21 protein-coding genes are annotated in these 20,263 nt (G+C 48.6%); 14 read left to right on the plus strand and 7 right to left on the minus strand.

Annotation, left to right across the window (positions count from 1 at the left end):
- Nucleotides 1-24: 24 nt before the first annotated feature.
- A complete protein-coding gene (locus ACINK7_RS14925; RefSeq protein WP_404356378.1) occupies nucleotides 25-198 on the plus strand; it encodes a hypothetical protein in 174 nt (57 codons plus the stop codon).
- Between the two features lie 143 nt (nucleotides 199-341).
- Here the strand turns inward: ACINK7_RS14925 and ACINK7_RS14930 are convergent, their stop codons facing one another.
- Both ACINK7_RS14930 and ACINK7_RS14935 read right to left on the minus strand, forming a co-directional pair.
- Nucleotides 342-1,055: a DUF5765 domain-containing protein gene (locus ACINK7_RS14930; protein ID WP_404356380.1), complete on the minus strand. Its 714-nt coding sequence runs from the start codon at nucleotides 1,053-1,055 to the stop codon at nucleotides 342-344.
- A gap of 813 nt (nucleotides 1,056-1,868) precedes the next feature.
- On the minus strand, nucleotides 1,869-2,948 hold the full coding sequence (locus ACINK7_RS14935; RefSeq protein ID WP_404356382.1) for a lytic transglycosylase domain-containing protein: 1,080 nt from the start codon (nucleotides 2,946-2,948) through the stop codon (nucleotides 1,869-1,871).
- 1,108 nt (nucleotides 2,949-4,056) lie between these two features.
- On the opposite strand from ACINK7_RS14935, the gene ACINK7_RS14940 reads away from it, so the two are divergent.
- The 10 genes from ACINK7_RS14940 (at nucleotide 4,057) to dinB (ending at nucleotide 12,392) form a co-directional block, all read left to right on the plus strand.
- Nucleotides 4,057-4,611, plus strand: coding sequence for a TRAP transporter small permease subunit (locus ACINK7_RS14940; RefSeq protein WP_404356384.1), 555 nt, complete (start codon nucleotides 4,057-4,059; stop codon nucleotides 4,609-4,611).
- Nucleotide 4,612: 1 nt separating this feature from the next.
- Entirely contained in the window at nucleotides 4,613-5,998 is a 1,386-nt protein-coding gene (locus ACINK7_RS14945; protein ID WP_404356386.1) for a TRAP transporter large permease subunit, read from the plus strand.
- The gene (locus tag ACINK7_RS14950) at nucleotides 5,995-6,147 is read left to right on the plus strand and encodes a lipoprotein (protein ID WP_404356388.1); all 153 of its coding nucleotides are present in this window, start codon (nucleotides 5,995-5,997) and stop codon (nucleotides 6,145-6,147) included. The genes ACINK7_RS14945 and ACINK7_RS14950 overlap by 4 nt, the downstream gene beginning before the upstream one ends.
- Nucleotides 6,148-6,151: 4 nt before the next feature.
- On the plus strand, nucleotides 6,152-7,411 hold the full coding sequence (gene lysA / locus ACINK7_RS14955; RefSeq protein WP_404356390.1) for a diaminopimelate decarboxylase: 1,260 nt from the start codon (nucleotides 6,152-6,154) through the stop codon (nucleotides 7,409-7,411).
- Between the two features lie 16 nt (nucleotides 7,412-7,427).
- Entirely contained in the window at nucleotides 7,428-8,252 is an 825-nt protein-coding gene (dapF, locus tag ACINK7_RS14960) for a diaminopimelate epimerase (protein ID WP_404356392.1), read from the plus strand.
- Nucleotides 8,252-8,947: a DUF484 family protein gene (locus tag ACINK7_RS14965; protein WP_404361459.1), complete on the plus strand. Its 696-nt coding sequence runs from the start codon at nucleotides 8,252-8,254 to the stop codon at nucleotides 8,945-8,947. The genes dapF and ACINK7_RS14965 overlap by 1 nt, the downstream gene beginning before the upstream one ends.
- Nucleotides 8,940-9,848, plus strand: coding sequence for a tyrosine recombinase XerC (xerC, locus tag ACINK7_RS14970; RefSeq protein WP_404356394.1), 909 nt, complete (start codon nucleotides 8,940-8,942; stop codon nucleotides 9,846-9,848). Before ACINK7_RS14965 ends, xerC begins: the two co-directional genes overlap by 8 nt.
- A gap of 88 nt (nucleotides 9,849-9,936) precedes the next feature.
- Complete coding sequence (locus ACINK7_RS14975; protein WP_404356396.1) at nucleotides 9,937-10,977, plus strand: DUF2333 family protein; 1,041 nt, start codon at nucleotides 9,937-9,939, stop codon at nucleotides 10,975-10,977.
- A gap of 5 nt (nucleotides 10,978-10,982) precedes the next feature.
- A complete protein-coding gene (locus tag ACINK7_RS14980) occupies nucleotides 10,983-11,297 on the plus strand; it encodes a DUF4389 domain-containing protein (RefSeq protein WP_404356398.1) in 315 nt (104 codons plus the stop codon).
- A gap of 15 nt (nucleotides 11,298-11,312) precedes the next feature.
- Nucleotides 11,313-12,392 (plus strand): DNA polymerase IV, encoded by a 1,080-nt coding sequence (gene dinB / locus ACINK7_RS14985; protein WP_404356400.1) that lies wholly within the window; start codon nucleotides 11,313-11,315, stop codon nucleotides 12,390-12,392.
- Between the two features lie 173 nt (nucleotides 12,393-12,565).
- Here dinB and yjgA read toward each other — a convergent pair whose 3' ends face one another.
- The 3 genes from yjgA to ACINK7_RS15000 form a co-directional block, all read right to left on the minus strand.
- The gene (yjgA, locus tag ACINK7_RS14990; protein WP_404356402.1) at nucleotides 12,566-13,108 is read right to left on the minus strand and encodes a ribosome biogenesis factor YjgA; all 543 of its coding nucleotides are present in this window, start codon (nucleotides 13,106-13,108) and stop codon (nucleotides 12,566-12,568) included.
- 1 nt (nucleotide 13,109) lies between these two features.
- A complete protein-coding gene (locus ACINK7_RS14995; RefSeq protein ID WP_404356404.1) occupies nucleotides 13,110-13,361 on the minus strand; it encodes a hypothetical protein in 252 nt (83 codons plus the stop codon).
- Between the two features lie 110 nt (nucleotides 13,362-13,471).
- Entirely contained in the window at nucleotides 13,472-13,996 is a 525-nt protein-coding gene (locus tag ACINK7_RS15000; protein WP_404356406.1) for a DNA-deoxyinosine glycosylase, read from the minus strand.
- 144 nt (nucleotides 13,997-14,140) lie between these two features.
- Here ACINK7_RS15000 and rdgC point away from each other — a divergent pair, with 144 nt between their 5' ends.
- Nucleotides 14,141-15,049: a recombination-associated protein RdgC gene (gene rdgC, locus ACINK7_RS15005; protein ID WP_404356408.1), complete on the plus strand. Its 909-nt coding sequence runs from the start codon at nucleotides 14,141-14,143 to the stop codon at nucleotides 15,047-15,049.
- Entirely contained in the window at nucleotides 15,046-16,035 is a 990-nt protein-coding gene (locus ACINK7_RS15010) for a L,D-transpeptidase family protein (RefSeq protein WP_404356410.1), read from the plus strand. Before rdgC ends, ACINK7_RS15010 begins: the two co-directional genes overlap by 4 nt.
- 1,386 nt (nucleotides 16,036-17,421) lie before the next feature.
- On the opposite strand, the gene ACINK7_RS15015 is transcribed toward ACINK7_RS15010, so the two are convergent.
- Both ACINK7_RS15015 and ACINK7_RS15020 read right to left on the minus strand, forming a co-directional pair.
- Entirely contained in the window at nucleotides 17,422-17,700 is a 279-nt protein-coding gene (locus tag ACINK7_RS15015; protein WP_404356412.1) for an Lpp/OprI family alanine-zipper lipoprotein, read from the minus strand.
- A 96-nt stretch (nucleotides 17,701-17,796) separates the two neighbouring features.
- The gene (locus tag ACINK7_RS15020) at nucleotides 17,797-18,330 is read right to left on the minus strand and encodes a murein L,D-transpeptidase family protein (protein WP_404361460.1); all 534 of its coding nucleotides are present in this window, start codon (nucleotides 18,328-18,330) and stop codon (nucleotides 17,797-17,799) included.
- An 82-nt stretch (nucleotides 18,331-18,412) separates the two neighbouring features.
- Between ACINK7_RS15020 and ACINK7_RS15025 the strand changes: the two genes are divergently transcribed.
- Nucleotides 18,413-20,047 (plus strand): alpha-D-glucose phosphate-specific phosphoglucomutase, encoded by a 1,635-nt coding sequence (locus ACINK7_RS15025; RefSeq protein WP_404356414.1) that lies wholly within the window; start codon nucleotides 18,413-18,415, stop codon nucleotides 20,045-20,047.
- The last annotated feature ends 216 nt before the right edge of the window (nucleotides 20,048-20,263 follow it).

Genomic DNA, 20,263 nt, shown 5'->3' on the forward strand with positions numbered 1-20,263 from the left:
TTTAATTTGCATAGGGGCTTGCTAATGGCAATGATTGTATTTGATAAGCATAAGTTTGTTCGCAAATTGCAAGAGGCGGGCTTTGATCAAAAGCAAGCAGAGGGATTGACCGAAGCAATACGCGCGGCAATTGACGAATCCGAACTGGTAACTAAAAAGATTAACAGGTTAAGCTTGCGCCCATCAAAGCCGATCTGAATCTTCTCAAATGGATGATGATTGCACTCATCGCCCTTGCGATTGCCAATTTCTCCAAGCAATTTTTATAATCACTCCCGGGATATGTCTATCGAGGACAGCCGCAAAGCCTACTACTTGTAGAAGTTATTTTGCGCATATCCTTAAGCCCGTTGCAAACGCTCCGGAATCACCGTAAAAAATTGTTTGAAATGCGGCATGAAGCTGATTGTTATTGGTATCGAGAACAGGCAATAAATCGCCGCCGCCTCGCCAGTCGACACGCCGAATAGCCATTGCGGCATCAGCAAGGTCATCAAGGCCATGACGCAGTGGTAGGAAGCCATCTTCCAATTGTCGGGCCAAATATACCCGCTCAACGCCAAGGCGAACAATGATCCATGGGTTACGAGCAAACCGAAAGCACTCGGTATTGCATAACCTATGTGATAAATCCCGCTATAAAGACAAGCCACTTTGTTACCGATAAAGTTCGGCTCGATTCCGAATAATTGCCACTCCTTAGGCAGGAAATTAAAGATGAGGAATAACGAACTCAAGGTCGCGCTAAAGTAGAACGCTTTTTTGAGTGCTTCTTTATCGGAGGAATAACTTGCCAATGCCGGCATAATCGCAAATGCCTGCAGGCTGATGTGATAAGTCGATAATTCGCTGAGGAAAAGATTTGTGCCGTAACCGCATTGATCGGCAACCGGGTAGGCAAAATATTGAATGAATTCCATCAGTGAAAAATGCAATATTGCGTAGGCTCTGGCCAATCTCGCCGGCAGAGTTTCGCTCTTATCTAAAAAAGTCACGCTAGAAGCAGCCAGGCCTACCACGCCCAGACCCAAAGACATATTCGCACTAAAACACATGATCAGTCCGCCATTTAATCGGCAACACGAAGTTTATTATTAAAACCTAAATGCAATCGCTTGGTTGCCGTATCCGAAAAATATCGGCAAAACGCGTAAAATATCCATTTACGCATGAATCGCCGCCCGTAAATGGAAGGATTCTAACAGACTGACGATAATGATGCTTGAGGGAATATCGATTCGAAAAAGTCTCCAGTCCCTGGATGTATCCCCACAAAACGCTCGTTCCCATGCTCTGCGCTCATCGTTATACATAAGTCAAGAATTACTGTTTTGCAATCTTAGCTAATGAGGCTTCAATACCATTTTTTGTCGCCCAACGTTCCCGACTTCGAAATCGCGATCTGGGGATCGCTCCCACAGAGCATCCGCCCCCTTGTGGGAGCGACGCCTTCGTCGCGATTTCGAAGCCACTGATGTTCAATATCCGCAGATTTATCAAACAGCACCGTTTCCAGGTATACGACGAACTCTGTTTAGCAAGTTTACCGATACTTGTGTATAACGGCGAGTGCTCTGCGTGGGAATGCCGCTTTAGACGCTCTGCGTCGACTGTGGTTGGCAATTGGATTAAGAAACTGTAGGGAATGTATCGTTGCTCTTGTCGGGATTATCGACCTATGGGGACGCAGAGCGTCCCGAGATGCATTCCCACGCAGAGCGTAGGAACGATCAAAAAAATTAATATATCTATCAATTTTCAGCCATAGTAAATTGTTTTATTTGGCTATTTCGTGGGGATACCTCAGCTCCAGCCCCCTTTAACTTTATAGGGGGACTGGAGAGGCTACATCGTCTGATGAAAAACCGTTACTCCGAGGCGAGGTAATGAGCCGACCCCATCGGGCCTTCATAGTTTATACCTTCGCGAAAATAAGCCAAAGGGTTCGCTGCGATGTCTCTCGCAGCCAAAAACTGTGCATAATAATTACGCGACGCGAATCCGAATATCGGACTGTTGTATCGTTCGACGATTTGTTCGAAATCGCGGCCGACTTGATTTTGTGCCCGCGACATTCCGCCGATCCCGTGATTATAAGAAGTCACCGCAGTCGGCCAATCGTTGAGTTTGTTGTAAGCATACTTTAGATAACGAGCCGCGCCATGAGCCGAGGCGATCGGATCGTGCCGCCGATCGGGTCTGTTTTTACCCGGCATAAATGTTTCGGCGGCTCCTTTCGTAAACTGCCACATGCCGACCGCGCCGGCGTGAGATTTTGCGGAAGCTTGAAATGACGACTCGACATGCGGCAAATAGGCGAAATCCTCCGGCAAATTATATTCGCGGAAAATTCTTCTAAATTGCGCATCATAACGACCGCTGATCTCCATGCCGCGTTTAAAGCGTTCTTTAATGCCGCGTTGCGAACGTAATCTTTGACTGGCCTCAGGCAAAATCTCATGCAAATTGCCTTGGCTTTGGATTCTGGCGACGATTTGTTTATCGACTTGGTTTAGCGGAGCTTTAGCTCGCAATTTCCTGTCTAAATCACTCAAGCGATTTTTCCAAAATGCTTTGCGCTGTTCGATCATCGTTTTTTGTTGGTTAGTCAAGCCTTCGCCGACATTGCCCGGTAACCTCATCACTTCATAGATAACGCCCATAAAACGATCATCATGAAACGCGACTTCCGAACGATGCCATACGCCATAAGTCTTACGCCAAAAATCGACCGCCGGCTCCAATGATGGCGGTCTAGGAAATACGCCCTGTTCCTTTTGCGCGAACTTTGCGGCTATAGCCGGTTTATAGGTCCACTGAGAGCCGATAGAAACTCTTGGCGGAGTCGCCGGTTTAATTTCAACATGCCGTGAAGGAGAACTGCTGCAAGCCGGCAGCAATACCATTGCCGCGGATAATAATGAAATGACAAGAGTTTGTCGTTGCATAACCAATCACCAAAAACTATTTTTTAAAAGACAAAAGATTCGTAATTATTCAAATCCCCCTATCCTTCTCACGCAGAGCGTGGGAATGATAATTGCCGGGGGACTGAATAGTTACAAAGATTCTTCAGGAATCATTCAAGGAATCGTAACAAAAGCGTTAAGCTTTATTTAAGGATAGTAGGCGGAAATTTAAATTTCTACTCTTTTAATGGCAATCTTAGCTATTTATTTTTTCGAGAATCGGAATCAAAATATAGCGATGCTAGCCCGCGCTTCCGCCACGACGCTTTATATCTTTATTTCAATTACTTACGCCTCAACACAGAATGTCGCAGCGGTATCGTAGGAAATCCTTATATCCTTACCGAATCAATAATCATGCCGGCAATAATTGCCGAACTTCGAACCCAAAAATACGCACAAAATAATCTCCCCAAATGGTTTCCTCGCCCTGCGCTCATGTAATTATTCACACTCCCTATCGTTCCCACGCTCCAGCGCTCGCCGTTATACACAAGTATCGGTAAACTTGCTAAACAGAGTTCGTCGTATACCTGGAAACGGTGCTGTTTGATAAATCTGCGGATATTGAACATCAGTGGCTTCGTAATCGCGACGAAGGCGTCGCTCCCACAAGGGGGGCGGATGCCCTGTGGGAGCGATCCCCAGATCGCGATTTCGAAGTCGGGAACGTTGGGCGACAAAAAATGGTATCGAAGCCTCATTAGCTAAGATTGCAAAACAGTAATTTTTGACTTATGAATAACGATGAGCGCTCCAGCATGGGAACGAGAATGGCCGTCGGACTGAATACTCACGCCCTCATCGTTACACATAAATTGTACGGTACGCTGCGCGTACCAAAGCCGTGCCCTGGCGGTTCGGTTAGCACATGAATATCGCGGGGCTACCATGGTACGCACAGCGTACCCTACGCGGATCACCTAGCGTTAGGTGAGGGAAACTCAAGGGTGTTAAATGACAATAAACAATAAAGGGTATGTCGAAGCTCTCGAATCGCCTTGGACGGGTTGAATCACTCACCCCGAACGAAGTATTCGGTATAATAATTGGCTTTCTCATTTTTTACACCCGAGCCTCAGCATCTATGTCTTCGATTGTGCAATTCTGCCGCCGCCTTGCCGATAAAATCGACCTGCTTAACGAATGGATCGGAACGACTGTATCCTGGCTAACTTTGTTCATGGTCGTGGTAACGTTTACGATCGTCATGCTTCGTTATGCGTTTAATTACAATTCGATCGCCATGCAGGAATCGGTTTCCTATATGCATGCGCTGGTGTTTATGTTGGGTGCGGCCTACACTTTGAAAACCGGCGCCCATGTCCGGGTCGATATCTTTTATCAACGCCTTGGCAAATCGGCCCGTGCCTGGATCGATTGCTGCGGCGTCGTATTGTTATTACTGCCGGTTTCAGGATTTATTCTTTACAGCAGTTGGGATTATGTCGCCGAATCTTGGAAAATCTTCGAAAGCTCGAGTAATTCCGGCGGCCTTCCCGGCGTATTCTTGATCAAAAGCACTATTCCATTGACCGCTTGCCTAGTAATCCTGCAAGGTATTTCCATGTTCATCGCTAACTTAATGATTGCCTTGGGTATCGATCGCTCGGATGAGCCCGACTCAATAGAGACTCGTTAAAATGGAAAATATGATGGCTTTGTGGATGTTTGCCGCGGTTTTTGTCGTGCTATTGAGCGGTTTTCCGGTCGCCTTTGCCTTGAGCGGCACCGCGCTGGCATTCGCGGGACTGGGTTTGTTGCTGGGCAATTTCGACATGGCATTTTTAAACGCATTGCCGAACCGTCTGTACGGCATCATCGGTAATGAAACGCTGATCGCGGTACCGCTTTTCGTGTTCATGGGCGTCATGCTCGAACGGTCGCGCATTGCCGAAAGCCTTTTAGAAGCAATGACTAATTTGTTCGGTACCCTGCGCGGCGGCCTCGGCATCGCGGTAACTTTGGTCGGCATGTTGATGGCGGCAAGCACCGGCATCGTGGGCGCTACCGTAGTCACGATGGGCTTGTTGTCGCTACCGACCATGCTGCGCAAGAATTACGATCCGGCCGTGGCCTGCGGCACGATTTGCGCTTCCGGCACATTGGGTCAAATTATTCCGCCGTCTATCGTACTGGTTTTGCTCGGCGATATCATTTCCACCGCCTATCAGCAAGCTCAACTCGACATGGGGGTATTTGCTCCGGAATCGATTTCGGTCGGCGACTTATTCGCCGGCGCGTTACTGCCGGGACTCGGCCTAGTCGCACTCTATTTAATCTATATTGCCTTGCTGGCCTGGCTGCGTCCGAATTTGATGCCGGCCGCGGAACAAAACGCCCGGCTCGAGTCGGGCTTTTATCGGAGCCTGTTGTTTAGCCTGGCGCCGCCGTTAGTATTGATTCTCTCGGTACTTGGTTCAATCATAGGCGGTTTGGCTACGCCAACCGAAGCGGCATCGGTCGGCGCTTTCGGGGCCATTATTCTGGCTATCGCAAAAAGCGAATTGAATTTAGCCACATTGCAGGAAGTCATGCGCAGCACTACGCAAACCACGAGCATGGTATTTCTAATCCTGATCGGCGCGGCCTTGTTTTCGTTGGTATTTCGAGGGTTTGAAGGCGATGAACTGATCGTTAACCTGCTCTCGGACTTACCGGGCGGCCAATTCGGCGCCGTATTCAGCGTGATGCTGGTGATGTTTTTTCTTGGCTTCGTATTGGATTTTATCGAAATCACCTTCGTCGTGGTGCCGATCGTCGGCCCTATACTGTTGGCGATGGATATCGACCCGGTCTGGCTCGGCATCATGATCGCGCTAAATCTGCAAACGTCGTTTTTGACGCCGCCATTCGGTTTCGCGTTATTTTATCTGCGCGGCGTGGCTCCGTCCGAGGTTTCGACCGGTCAAATCTATAAAGGCGTGATGCCTTTTATCGCAATTCAGCTTATCATGTTGGCCGTTTTGGCTTATTGGCCGCAGCTGGCCACTTGGCTTCCTACTCAGATTTACAACGATGCATTATGAATTATTCCAAACTTTTAATCGCTCCCTTTATCGGATTATTGATCACTGCCTGCGGACAAACCGGACCGCTTTATTTGCCGGACGGGCCGGCGCCTATCCATGTCCCGAAAGAGCAACCGACCGATATTGAAACTGACGAAGAAGACTGACAACATGGATTTTTTTAATTATAAACGCGGCGAATTGTTCGCTGAAGACTGTCCGGTGCGGGAAATCGCCGCTACACATGGAACCCCGTGCTACATTTATTCACGCGCCACGTTAGAACGACATTGGCATGCTTTCGACCGTCCCTTCGGCGACAGGCCGCATTTGATCTGTTATGCCGTCAAGGCCAATTCCAATCTGGCGGTGCTGAATATTTTGGCTCGATTGGGATCGGGTTTCGATATCGTTTCGGCCGGCGAACTCGAACGCGTCTTAGCCGCAGGGGGCGATCCGAAAAAAACTGTGTTTTCAGGCGTCGGTAAACGCAGCGATGAAATCCTAAGTGCGCTGAAAACCGGTATCCGTTGTTTCAATATCGAGGTCGGCGGAGAGCTGGATAGAATCAATGAACTGGCAGGCCGACTCGGCGTTAAAGCCCCGGTTTCGTTCCGTGTCAATCCGGACGTCGATGCGAAAACCCATCCTTACATCTCAACCGGCTTGAAAGAAAACAAATTCGGCATTGCGATTGAACAAGCCTTGCTTGAGTATCAACGGGCCGCGGCCATGCCGAATATCGACGTCATCGGCATCGACTGCCATATCGGTTCGCAATTGACCGACACGACGCCCTTTCTGGACGCATTGAGCCGGATACTTGACCTTGTCGTCGACCTAAAAAAAATGGGAATCGCCCTGCACCATCTGGATCTCGGCGGCGGTCTCGGCATCCGTTATCGCGACGAACAACCGCCGGAACCGGCCGATTATGTTCAAGCCTTACTCGATCGTTTGAATCAATCTGGGCTGGCTGATGATGTTGAAATCCTGCTCGAACCCGGCCGGGCCATCGCCGGTAATGCAGGCATTCTAGTCACGCAAGTCGAATACCTTAAAACCACGGCCGACAAAAATTTTGCCATTGTCGACGCGGCGATGAACGATTTAATCCGCCCTTCACTCTACAGCGCTTGGCAGGAAATCATTCCGGTTCAAAGCCAAAGTTCGGCGGACGAACAGCAATGGGATATCGTCGGCCCGGTCTGCGAGACCGGCGATTTTCTCGGCAAAGACCGCAAATTGAGACTCTCGCCCGGCGACTTGCTGGCGGTGCGATCTTCCGGCGCCTATGGATTTACGATGAGTTCCAACTATAATTCAAGACCGCGCGCCGCCGAAGTCATGGTCGATGGCGGCGATTGCCACCTGATCCGCGAGCGGGAAACTCTTGCGCAATTATGGACTGGCGAACAATTACTGCCTTAACCGGAAAATAACACCCATGATCGAATTCACCAAAATGCATGGCCTCGGTAACGACTTTGTCGTGATCGATGCCATCAATCAAAGCATTTCATTACAGGCCGAACAAATCCGCACCTGGTCGGATCGGCATTTCGGCATCGGCTTCGATCAATTATTATTGGTCGAAAACCCGGTTAGTCCGGATGCCGATTTCAAATACCGTATCTTCAACGCTGACGGCAGCGAGGTTGCACAATGCGGCAACGGCGCGCGCTGCTTTGCGAAATTCGTCCGCGAAAAACAATTGACCCATAAAGACGAAATCCGTGTCGATACCAATGCCGGACAACTATTGCTGAAGCTTAACGCGGACGGCATGATCACGGTCAACATGGGCATCCCTAAACACAAGCCTGAAGAAATCCCGCTAAAGACACAGCATGAAGCGAAGTTTTACAGCGTCATCGCCAATAATATCGAAAGAGGTTTTGGCGCGGTTTCGCTAGGCAACCCGCATGCCGTGCTTCAGGTTCACGACATCAAGCATGCGCCGGTCAATGAGTTAGGACCTTTACTGGAAAGCCATCCCGATTTTCCCGAACGCGCCAATATCGGTTTTATGCAAGTCATCGACCGCGGCCATATTAAGCTTCGCGTTTATGAGCGAGGGGCTGCGGAAACACTCGCCTGCGGCAGCGGCGCTTGCGCCGCCGCAATCATCGGCATCGAACAAAATTTACTCGACAATGAAGTCATCGTCGAATTGCCCGGCGGATCATTAACAATAAATTGGCCGGGGAGAGGACAACCGGTATTGATGACAGGACCCGCCGTTTCGGTTTTCGAGGGACGTATCTTATGATGAAAAAACAAGCACTAAACACACTAACAGACAAACAAGTTGAAGCCTATTTGCAGGCTAACCCCGAGTTCTTCAACGATCACCTTAATCTTCTGGAAAGCATGACGATACCGCATCCGAGCGGCGATGCGATTTCGTTGATATCCAAACAACTGGAAATTTTCAGGGTCAAGCATCAGGAATTGGAAAGTCAATTATCCGCGCTGATTGAAATCGCCCGCGACAATGACACGTCGTTTAATCGCATGCATAAACTGACCTTGGCATTGCTCGACGCCGCGACGCTCGACGAAGCCGTCGCGAATCTCGAACATGTGTTCGTCGACTTTTTCATGACCGATTTCGTGGCCGTGCGTATCATTTCCGAATATGAGCAAACGCCGATTGCCAATTTATTTATCGCGCCGAACGACCCCAACCTTCAGCACTTCGCCCCCATTCTGAGCAGCAGCCAGCCGAAATGCGGACGCCCCACTCTCGCACAAGCCAGAGTCTTGTTCGGCGATGAGGCTTCGGAGGTCAAGTCCTGCGCGATCATCCCCATGTCGTTCACCCAACTCGAAGGCATTGTTGCGATCGGCAGCCGCGAAGACAACCGCTTCCATTACAGCATGGGTAATTTATTTTTGACCCAAATGAGCGAAATTATTGCCACACGGTTGATTTCGTTGCTTCACCAATCGGAACATGACTGAAGACGCGCTGACTCAGTTAACTAGCTTTTTAAGCTACTTGCAAGCGGAGAAACGCTTGTCCGACCATACCGTCGAAGGCTACCGACACGACTTGGAAAGACTGCGCGATTTTTGTGTCGAACACGACATTGAAGAATGGTCGGCAATTCACACTAGCGATATTCGCACCCATATCGCCTCGAGGCACCGGCGAGGACTCGGTAGCAAAAGCCTACAACGCGAATTATCCGCGATACGCAGTTTGTTCAGATATTTGCTAAAAAAAAACCTTGCCACGCTAAACCCGGCCCAGGCGGTCAAAGCGCCCAAGCAGGATAGAAAACTCCCCAGCGTACTCGATGTCGATCAAGTCACAGGTTTCCTTGAAGCCGATACCGATTCTTGGCTGGAAATCAGAGATCAAGCGATTTTCGAATTATTTTATTCCTGCGGCCTGCGTCTTAGCGAATTAACCTCGCTCAATCTAGTCGATATCGATTTAGCCGATTGCAGTTTAATCGTGCAATCGGGAAAAGGCGGAAAATCCAGACTATTACCGATTGGCAGTAAAGCCGTCGAGGCATTGAAAAACTGGTTGCCATTACGCACCGATCTTAATCGCGGCGATGAGCCTGCGCTGTTTTTATCGGCCAGAGGCAGCCGACTCGCACAACGTAGCGTACAACAAAGACTCGAAAACTGGTGTCGAAAGAAAGGGATCGCCGAACATATTCATCCGCATATGCTGAGACACTCCTTTGCCAGTCATTTACTCGAATCCAGCGGCGACCTTAGAGCCGTTCAGGAATTACTCGGCCACAGCACGATCGGCACAACGCAAATTTATACCCATCTTAATTTCCAACATCTTGCCGAAGTTTACGATCAGGCACATCCTCGCGCTAAAAAAAGAACGCCTTAATCCGGATTTTGTTAGCGAGCCAACGGCTATAAAACCTGTTATTATTAGAGCAATTTTTAAAAAATGCTGCTCACTAAGGATACCGGAAATGTCTGAAAACGATTTACCACAGAACACACCATATAAAGGGATTCTCTGGACGCTTGGTGTCATCGGATCCGCGATTTTAGTTTTAATGCTAATTCTCTCAACCTGGTGGAGTCAAGAACCCGATCCGTTCAATGTTTATGACGAAGCGATAGAGCGCTCCAAGGTTGACGACACGTCCGATATTCCCGTCGGCTATGTTTACGCCAATACCTTAGCGCATATCGCCGAAGTTTTACTACATAAACCCGGTGGCTATATTACTAACGACGCTGCGCCTCCGGGCATATTCATGGATAACATGCCTAGCTGGGAATTGGGAGCCTTGGTCATCTTGCGCGACGCCACGACCGCATTACGCAATCATTTCGCGCGGGATCAGTCGCAATCGGCCGAAGACCCCGACCTCGCGATTGCCGAGCCCTATTTTTACTACGAGCGCAACTCCTGGGCGCTACCTTCGACCGAGGCGGAATATCAAAAAGGCGTCGATGCTTTACACAACTATATGATCCGTCTTCAAAAACCGACTGGCAAAAAGCCAGCAAGATTTTATTCCCGAGCCGACAATCTTTGGCAGTATGTCGAGATCGTGATTAAACGTCTTGGAGGTCTATCGACACGCCTATCTGCCAGCAGTGAGCATACTTATATTCGCGAAATGACCGTACAGATCACCGAAGATTCGAAAGTATCAAGGCTCAAAAAGGAACATGTCACAACCGAACCGCTAACCCGAACACCTTGGCTAGAGGTCGACGACATCTTTTGGGAAGCGCGCGGAGCGTCCTGGGCCTTGTTGCATATTCTTAAAGCGATCGAACACGATTTTAGAGCCATTTTGATCGACAAACGAGCAATGAATACCGTTGACATTATGATCCGAGCATTGGAAAACTCACTACAACCAATTATGAGCCCCATGATTCTCAACGGCAGTGGTTTCGGTCTGTTTGCGAACTATTCATTGACGATGGCCAATTATATCGCTCGCGCCAATGCCGCCGCATTGGATTTACGAGACGTCATGAACCGCGGGTAAAAAGCATGAAGGAACAACTCAACGAAAACCTCAAAAAACCGAACACCTGGAAAAGAATCGCCTTTATGTTGGTATTCGCAGTCATTGCGGGATTAGTCAGGGTATTGTTGTGGGCAGTAATATTGCTGCAAATCGCATCCATGCTGCTGACCGGCTCGACCAATAAGAATATTCTCGATCTTGGGAAAAAGTTGGCGGCCTATCTGTATCATATCGTGCTGTTCTTGACCTTCAACACCGAGCGAATGCCCTTCCCTTTCGCCGACTGGAACGAGACCGAAACCTTGGATTTGCCGTCTCACCGAGAACATCAGGACTGATTCGCGTCAACGACCATGGAAGCCGCTCGTAAAATCATCCACATCGATATGGATGCCTTTTTTGCCGCGGTCGAGCAACGCGATTTTCCGCAATACCGCAATAAACCTTTGATCGTCGGCGGTCTGCCGGGGTCTCGAGGGGTGGTATCAACCTGCAGTTACGAAGCCCGGCAATTCGGCATCCACTCGGCGATGCCATCGTCAACGGCACATCGCCTCTGTCCTCATGCAATCTTCGTCAAACCGCGTTTCGAAGCATACCGAGAAGCGTCAAACAGCATCCGCAAAATCTTTGCCGACTATACCGATTTATTCGAACCCTTATCGCTCGACGAAGCCTATCTTGACGTTAGCCAATGCAATCGCTGCAAAGGCTCTGCGACACTCATTGCGAAAGACATCAAGGCAAAAATCAAACAACAGACCGGCCTGACCGCTTCCGCCGGCGTTTCCTATAACAAATTTCTGGCAAAAATAGCCTCCGATCTCGATAAACCGGACGGCTTGTATTTAATCACGCCCGACAACGGCCCAGGGTTTATCGAAACCCTGCCTATTGGAAAATTTCACGGCATCGGCAAGGCCACCGAGAAAAAAATGCATGAGCTGGGCATTTTTACCGGAGCCGATTTAAAAACGATACCCCTCGCCTCTTTGCAAGATTATTTCGGTAAAGCTGGCTTGCATTATTACCATATTTGCCGTGGCATCGATAACCGCCCGGTCAATCACCAACGAATCACTAAATCGATCGGTGTTGAAGTCACTTTTCAAGAAGATCTCGATAACCGAGAAACTCTATTGATACAGCTACAAAATCTTCTGAGCAAAGCGCTCGGCAAGGCACAAGAGAAAAAACTGGCTGCGTATACCCTAACGATAAAAATAAAATATAGCGATTTTGTGCAAATTACGCGCAGCCGAACGCTTTCGAAAGCGATCACCGAAAACTTAAATACTCTACCTCTGCTGGACGACTTATTGAAAACGGCACCAACCGACCGGCGTAAGGTCCGCCTGCTGGGTGTCGCTTTGTCATCACTCGCCTCTCCCAACAGCAACCGACAAATCGATTTGTTCGAGCAGTTTCAGTAATGTAAAACACCACCGTCAAGTAGCGTAGGTCGAGTTAGCGCTAGCGTAACCCGACATTTGACCCATCGATATGTCGGGTTACGGCTCCGCCTAACCCGACCTACTCGGCTACTCGGCCGCAAGCATTCGAGTAAAATGGTGCGTGGTGTGCGCCCTACGATTCACTAGGCCAATCAATCAGAATCCGCTTCGAACAACTCTTTCAAATAACGGTACAGCTCCCGCGAGGATTTTGGAGGCCGCGCTTCTGCCGCTTCTTTCTGAGCACTACGCATCAATTGCCTTAACAATTGCCGGTCGGTTTGCGGATATTCGTCGATCAATTCGGTCAAGGCGTCTTGACCTTCGGAAATCAAGCGATCGCGCCAACGCTCTATTTTGTGATGCTCCCTGGTCGCATGAGCGCTCTGGTTTTTTATCCTCGCCAATTTTTCGGTAATCGGATCGACATCCAACTTTCTGAGTAAACCGCAAATAAACTTCATCTGCCTTTTTCTGGCACCTTTCGGCGGCATTCCAGTCGCACCGATAACGGCCTTGTGTAAACCCTCAGGCAAATCCAAGGTACTTAATTGCGCCGCCGATAACGCGACCAATTCCTCTCCCAGTTCGAATAAAACGGCAATATCGCGTTTTATCTGCGTTTTGTTAGGCCTAACCGCATAGTATTCGACTTCATCGTCGAATTCTTCGTATTCCTGATATTCTTCAATCATTTCAAACCATGGCTATTAAAAATAATACAAATAGTACAACGAACCCCAGCGGTAACAATACCGCTTTCCAATCCGTTTCGGCATTTTTACTGCGTTCGAGCGATGCTTTGACACCTGGCCCCATCCAAAACAGCACAAGCAGTACTAATGCCCCCAGTATCAAGCTTTCTGTCGTCGATAAGTTTTCCATATTGACCTCTTTTATTTTTTGATAGCCGTTAACAGTCAGCGGTAAACGGATCTCTGTTATCACCTAGCAGGAGCAGTTGCCGAGGAGCAAAAATCTGCCCTGCCGCCGACACCTGCCAATCGAGCTACCGAACCCTCCATAAAATAGGGAGGTTATTTACGACAAAATCCTAATCATTGCCGACCGTTAACTACAATCCCAAGCGCCGCTTTCCAAATCATGGTTTTCCGCTCCAACGACATCGCCGCATAGGCTGGACTTGTTGAAGGTACGCGCTGATATTCAAGATAATTGAAACGGCTATTCAATATCGGCAACACGTGTTTACGATATAAGCTATCCGCCGCGCCACCGTTAAACAATACTCTCTTTATATCCCGATGTTGCTCGAAAAAACGGTTAAAGTCGTTTATTTTTATCGAACCGACATCGATATTTGCATCGGCACTGCCGGGCCGAAAACAGGTTTGCAAGACATCCCACACAGCAAGATGATGTTCGATTAAAATGCGGCTGCGCTCTAGATAATCCAATTCCGGCCCCGCACCGAACAATTGCCCCATGATTGGCCAAAACGCATTCCGAGGATGTCCGTAATATTCGCCTTTCGACAATGACGCGACACTAGGCATTGACCCTAAAATCAAAACTTCCGCCGATTTCCCGGCTATCGGTGGAAAACCATCAACTATACTCATCGTAGATCAAAATTAGGCACTGCCGAAACTTGAAGTGCGAAAGATATATCATGCAAACCTTGTCAGTCGTAAAAATCAAACCGTCGTTTTCGGGATTCTCCTTAATCTGCGATAATAACCGATTTTATACGAGATCCAGCGCCCATGTGGTTTAAAAATCTATCCGTTTACCGTTTTACAGAAGACTTTACTTTAACGCCGGCCGAATTCGAAGAAAAACTCGAACAAATGCCGTTTCGCCCTTGCGCGGCTCAACAAGAAATGAGCTTCGGCTGGACTGCTCCGCTCGGCAGAAACTCTGAGCAACGGGTTCACTCCACCAACGGCTTCATGATGATATGCGCAAAAGTTGAAGAAAAAGTGTTGCCCGCCGCCGTGATTAATGAAATGGTCCTGGAAAAGATTCAAGAAGCCGAGGACCGCGAAAACCGAAAGCTTAGTAAAAAAGAACGCACCGCGATCAAGGAAGAAATCTGTTTCGAACTGCTACCGCGAGCCTTTACGTTTTCGCGTAAGACGTATGCTTATATCGACCCCAAAAACGGCTGGCTGATCGTCGACTCGCCATCGGCTAAAAAAGCCGAAGATTTAATCAGCAATCTACGAAAATGCCTGGGCTCGCTACCGGTTGTGCCGCCGATAACTCAGGAGAAACCTGTCGCAGTCATGACGCGATGGCTGATGACGCAAGACACGCCGGGCGATATTACGATCGAAGACGAATGCGAATTGCGCTCGCCCGGCGATGAAGGCGGCATTGTTCGCTGCAAACGCCACGATTTAAGTCTGCCCGAAATCAAGAACCATCTCGATACCGGCAAGCAAGTTATTAAGCTGGCCATCAATTGGGCGGATAGAATTGCTTGCATCGTGGACGAAAACTTGAGTATAAAACGCTTGAAGTTTTTAGATTTGGTTCAAGACCAGGTAGCCGATATCGAAACCCAAGACGAAGCCGAACAATTCGATGCCGACTTTTCGATTATGTCGCTGGAACTCTCGACCTTCCTACCGCGTCTTATAGAATTATTTGGCGGCGAGCATAAATCATGATTATTCAAAAAGCAAAACTTGCGCTTATTGCGCTAATCTTCGCTTCAAGTAGCGGTATACACGCTGCCGAATTCGACCTTCCTAAAACCCCCGGCGACAGCCTAATCGGCGATCGCCTGGAAGGGGCCGATAAACATCCCCAACCGCACTTTTATACCGTCGCTACCGAGGAAGACACGCTTTTAGACATAGCAAGGCGCTTCTACATCGGTCAAAATGAAATTTTATTGGCCAACCCCACCGTCGACCGCTGGCTACCCAAGGAGGGAACTCAAGTTAAGATACCTAATAGTCGCCTGTTACCCAATGCGCCTCGAAAAGGAATCGTGATTAACTTGCCTGAATACCGAATGTATTACTACCCGCCAAACAAGAGCCGCGTCGTCACGTATCCGATCAGCATCGGCAGAATTGACTGGAAAACGCCGCTCGGTAAAACCAGAATTTCCGCCAAAACGAGAAACCCGACCTGGACCCCGCCGGAATCCATTAAGAGAGAGCACGCCGAACGAGGCGATATTTTACCGAATGTCGTCCCTGCCGGCCCTGACAATCCGCTTGGTCTCTATGCTATGCGACTCGCTATACCGGGCTATCTAATTCATAGCACCAACAAACCTTTTGGAGTCGGCATGAGCGTAACTCATGGCTGTATTCGGATGTTGCCGGAAAATATCGAGCAATTATTTCCAAACGTCCCGGTCGGCACCGATGTCCACATCGTCAACCAACCGACAAAAGTCGGCTGGCTCGATGACTCGCTCTATATCCAGGTCTATCCGAACCTGGAAAAAACCAAAATCAGCTATGAAGTCCGGCTGGAGCAGGCGCTGGAATTGATTATTCGCGCGAATAACAACCAACTTCCCGTCATCGAAGGCGCCGCGCTTAGAAAAGCGCTCGAAGAAAAAAACGGTCGCCCCGTTATCATTTATAAAAAACCGGCGCCCAAAACAACTTCGCATTCAGCCACGGCAGCGCTCTAAGAATTCCGTTATACCCCCAAACCTCGCAGGACGAGGTTTGTAACCCAAACGCGTCAAGTTAAAAACAGCCAACCTGCATCCCGCTCTTTCCCAAGCCCAGCTTTGGGAACCAAACCCCGGAAGCCCCCCCTTCGACAAGGCTCTCCTGAGCGCAGCCGAAGGGCTCAGGAGAGCCTCCTGAGACCAACACAATCTCTGCACATTCTCAATCAACCCCGACTCGCTCGATCAATCTTCCTTAATCTTCGGGAAGCTAGAGCTTCCAGAGACTGACACAAGCTCCGCAAATTCTCAATCAGCCCCGACTCGCTCGATCAATCTTCCTTGATCTTCGGGAAGCTAGAGCTTCCCGTTCAGTTTACCCAAGCTAGAGCTTGGGTAACAGCATATTTTAGTCATTGCTCTTTCCCAAGCTCCAGTTTGGGAAACACAGCCTGGAAGCTCCAGCATCCAGAGACCGACACATGCTCCGCACATTCTCAATCAGCCCCGACTCGCTCGATCAATCTTCCTTGATCTTCGGGAAGCTAGAGCTTCCCGTTCAGTTTACCCAAGCTAGAGCTCTCATCGTTATACATAAGTCAAAAATTACCGTTTTGCAATCTTAGCTAATGAGGCCTCGATACCATTTATTGTTAATTAACACTTTCGACCTCGAGATCGCGATCAGGGGATCGCTCCCACAGAGCATCCGCCCCCTTGTGGGAGCGACGCCTTCGTCGCGATTTCGAAGCCACTAATGTTCAATATCCGCAGATTTATTAAACAGCACCGTTTCCAGGTATACGATGACCTCTGTTTAGCAAGTTTACCGATACTTGTGTATAACGGCGAGAGCTAGAGCTTGGGTAACAGCATATTTTGCTCTTTCCCAAGCTCCAGCTTGGGAAACACAGCCTGGAAGCTCCAGCTTCCAGAGACCGACACAAGCTCCGCAAATTCTCAATCAGCCCCGACTCGCTCGTTCAATCTTTCTCGATTATCGGGAAGCTGGAGCTAGGGAGCAGCATATCTTAGCCTGCCATTTATTGTAACTTGGTGTTCTCGGCCTCGAAATCACGATCTGGAGACCGCTCACACTGTGTATACGCCATCCTCTAAGCGGCACCTTCATCGCCGCACACCTAACGTTAGGTGAGAAAAAACCACTGACGTTTGACACCCACAGCTTATGTGCCGAAGCCCTCGAAGCGCCTTAAATGAGAGTTTGGCAATTCAGTAAGTTAATGCGTATGGGCTTTCAACCCCGCTCTGCAGTCATTTCTCCCTGGCAGTTCTTATCGAGCTCAAGAGGCAAGAGGACAACTCTTAACTCAAGCCTTACGCAAAAAAAAGCCCGTCAGACGAATCTGACGGGCTTTTTTCAAATCAAAAGATAAAAATTAATTATTTCATCATTGATTTTTTGAACAGACGATCCAACTTGCTGTTCGCATCTTGTGCGTAGCTTGCTGCGCGGTTTGCCGCAGCTTCTGCCGCTGCCGATCTTGCAGATGCGTCAGCGGCAGCGCTTTTCGCACTAGCCGCATCGGAAGCTGCTCTTGAAACTTTAGTATTCAAATCGTCGATTTGAGATTGCAGGTTTTCAACGTCGGAAGTACTCGCACAACCTACAGCCAGACTTGCTGTAAGAGCAACCACTGATAATTTCGCTAATTTTTTCATATTATTTTCCTTTTTTTACTGTAAGAGTTGTTACTAAGAATTTTTCAAAAGCATTCGATGAAATATATTGAACTTTTTTTTCAAAATATTCCAGAACTATTTTATTTGCACTGTAATTTCTTTATCAACCCACTTGCTCAAACGGTCAATTTGCTCATTAGTCAATGCAATACAGCCATGGGTCCAATTCATGGTTCTATGGATTTTCTCATCGCCACGCCCCAAGCCGTGAATGCCGATTTGCCCTCCCAAGCGAGTATTCTGGGGAGGAATACTGTGTTTTTGGTGCGCTTCGACAATCGCCTCAAAAGTTAACGGATCGATGAGACCCTTGTCAAGTGCGACATGAGCATTATCGACTGAAGGATAAGACAGGCCGAAAAAACGATAAAAACTGCTTTTATCATTGATCCAGCCGATCTTGTAAGTTCCTAAAGGCGTAATATCATCGCCGCGCAACTCCTTAATCCCCGCGCCATTACGGCCTATCGCAATGTTTTCCAACCTTTCTAACGTCCGCCCTCCTTTCTTAACTTCAAGCGTCAGTGCATCGGTATCGATCAGCAACCAGACATCGTTACTAGCTTGGGCATTTGACGCCAACAAAAAAAGAATAGGAAACACGCCCATTCGGATCGTAAATAAACTACTATTAGCTCGTGTTTTAGTGTAATTTAAAAACCGTGTTATTTGTCGCATTAAAGGCTCACTCATGGAAATAAAAACAATAGAAACTCATCCATTCGAAGACCAAAATCCCGGGACATCGGGACTTAGAAAGAAAGTGAAAACCTTTCAACAACCGAACTATCTTGAAAATTTTGTTCAGTCAATCTTCGACTCTCTCGATGATATTGTAGACCAAAAACTTGTTTTAGGTGGTGACGGACGCTATTTTAACCGACAAGCCATTCAAACGATCATAAAAATTGCCGCCGCAAACGGTTTTAGCGAATTGATAATCGGCCAAGGCGGCTTATTATCGACGCCCGCCGCATCGAACTTGATTCGAAAATATAAAGCCTATGGCGGGCTCGTGCTATCGGCCAGCCACAACCCCGGCGGGCCGGATGAAGATTTCGGCATCAAATACAATGTCGGCAACGGCGGACCCGCACCTGAAAAATATACTCAGGCATTTTACCGGCGCAGTAAGGAAATCGCTTCCTACAAAATTGCAGAAATCCCTGACATCGACCTCGACACCGTCGGCACCCAAAAATTCGGGGCACTTACGATAAGCATCCTAGACCCCGTCAATGATTACGCCGAATTAATGCAAACCATTTTCGATTTCAATTTACTCAAGCAGAGCATCGGTTCCGGCTATATCACGCTTAAATTCGATGCGATGCACGCAATCACAGGCCCCTATGCCAAAACGATTCTGGAAGACATGCTAGGCGCAAAACCCGGCTCTGTGATCAATGCCATACCTTTGGAAGACTTCGGCGGCGGTCATCCGGACCCGAACCTGGCACATGCGGAAGAATTGGCCGAGGCAATGTTCGGACCGAACGCACCAACGTTTGGAGCAGCTTCGGATGGCGACGGCGATCGTAACATGATCATGGGCTCGCAAATATTCGTGACGCCGAGCGATAGCTTAGCCATTTTAGCGGCCAATGCAAGCTTAATTCCCGGCTACGCAAAAGGTATCAGCGGCGTCGCACGCTCGATGCCGACCAGCCAAGCCGTCGATAGGGTAGCAGCGCAACAGAACTTACCTTGTTTTGAAACGCCGACCGGCTGGAAATTTTTCGGAAACCTATTAGATGCCGGCAAAATCACGTTATGCGGCGAAGAAAGCTTCGGCACCGGATCTGACCATGTTCGGGAAAAAGACGGCTTATGGGCGGTATTATTCTGGCTTAATCTCATTGCCAGGAAAAGACAATCAGTAGCCGACATCGTCACCGAACACTGGCAACAATTCGGCCGTGACATTTACGCTCGCCACGACTATGAAGCCGTAGCCACCGATATTGCGGACGGCATCGTCACTTATCTTCGCGAACAATTACCAACCCTACCGGGCAAGGCATTCGGCGATTATATCGTCCAATCTGCCGATGAATTTGCGTATACCGACCCGGTGGACGGCAGCGTCAGCAAAAACCAAGGCATCCGCATCGGTTTTGAAAACGGTTCACGGATCGTATTCCGCCTATCCGGCACAGGCACCGTAGGCGCCACGCTTCGAATTTATTTGGAGCGTTACGAACCCGACAGCAATTTACATGATCAAGACGCACAAAGCGCATTAGCGCCACTCATCGAATTGGCGGAACAATTTTGCGAGATCAAAAAACGAACCGGTAGAAGCGGACCTACTGTAATTACCTGAGGATATATCGAATAGTGAATAGTGAATAGTGAATAGTGAATAGTGAATAGTGAAATGACGCAGGATTTTTCCCGCTTGTCAAGCGCCGATTTCACCTTTCACCTTTCACCTTTCACCTTTCACCTTTCACCTTTCACCTTTCACCTTTCACCTTTCACCTTTCACCTTTCACCTTTCACCTTTCACCTTTCACCTTTCACCTTTCACCTTTCACCT

The organism is Methylotuvimicrobium sp. KM1 (assembly GCF_044788715.1).
Classification (GTDB): domain Bacteria; phylum Pseudomonadota; class Gammaproteobacteria; order Methylococcales; family Methylomonadaceae; genus Methylotuvimicrobium.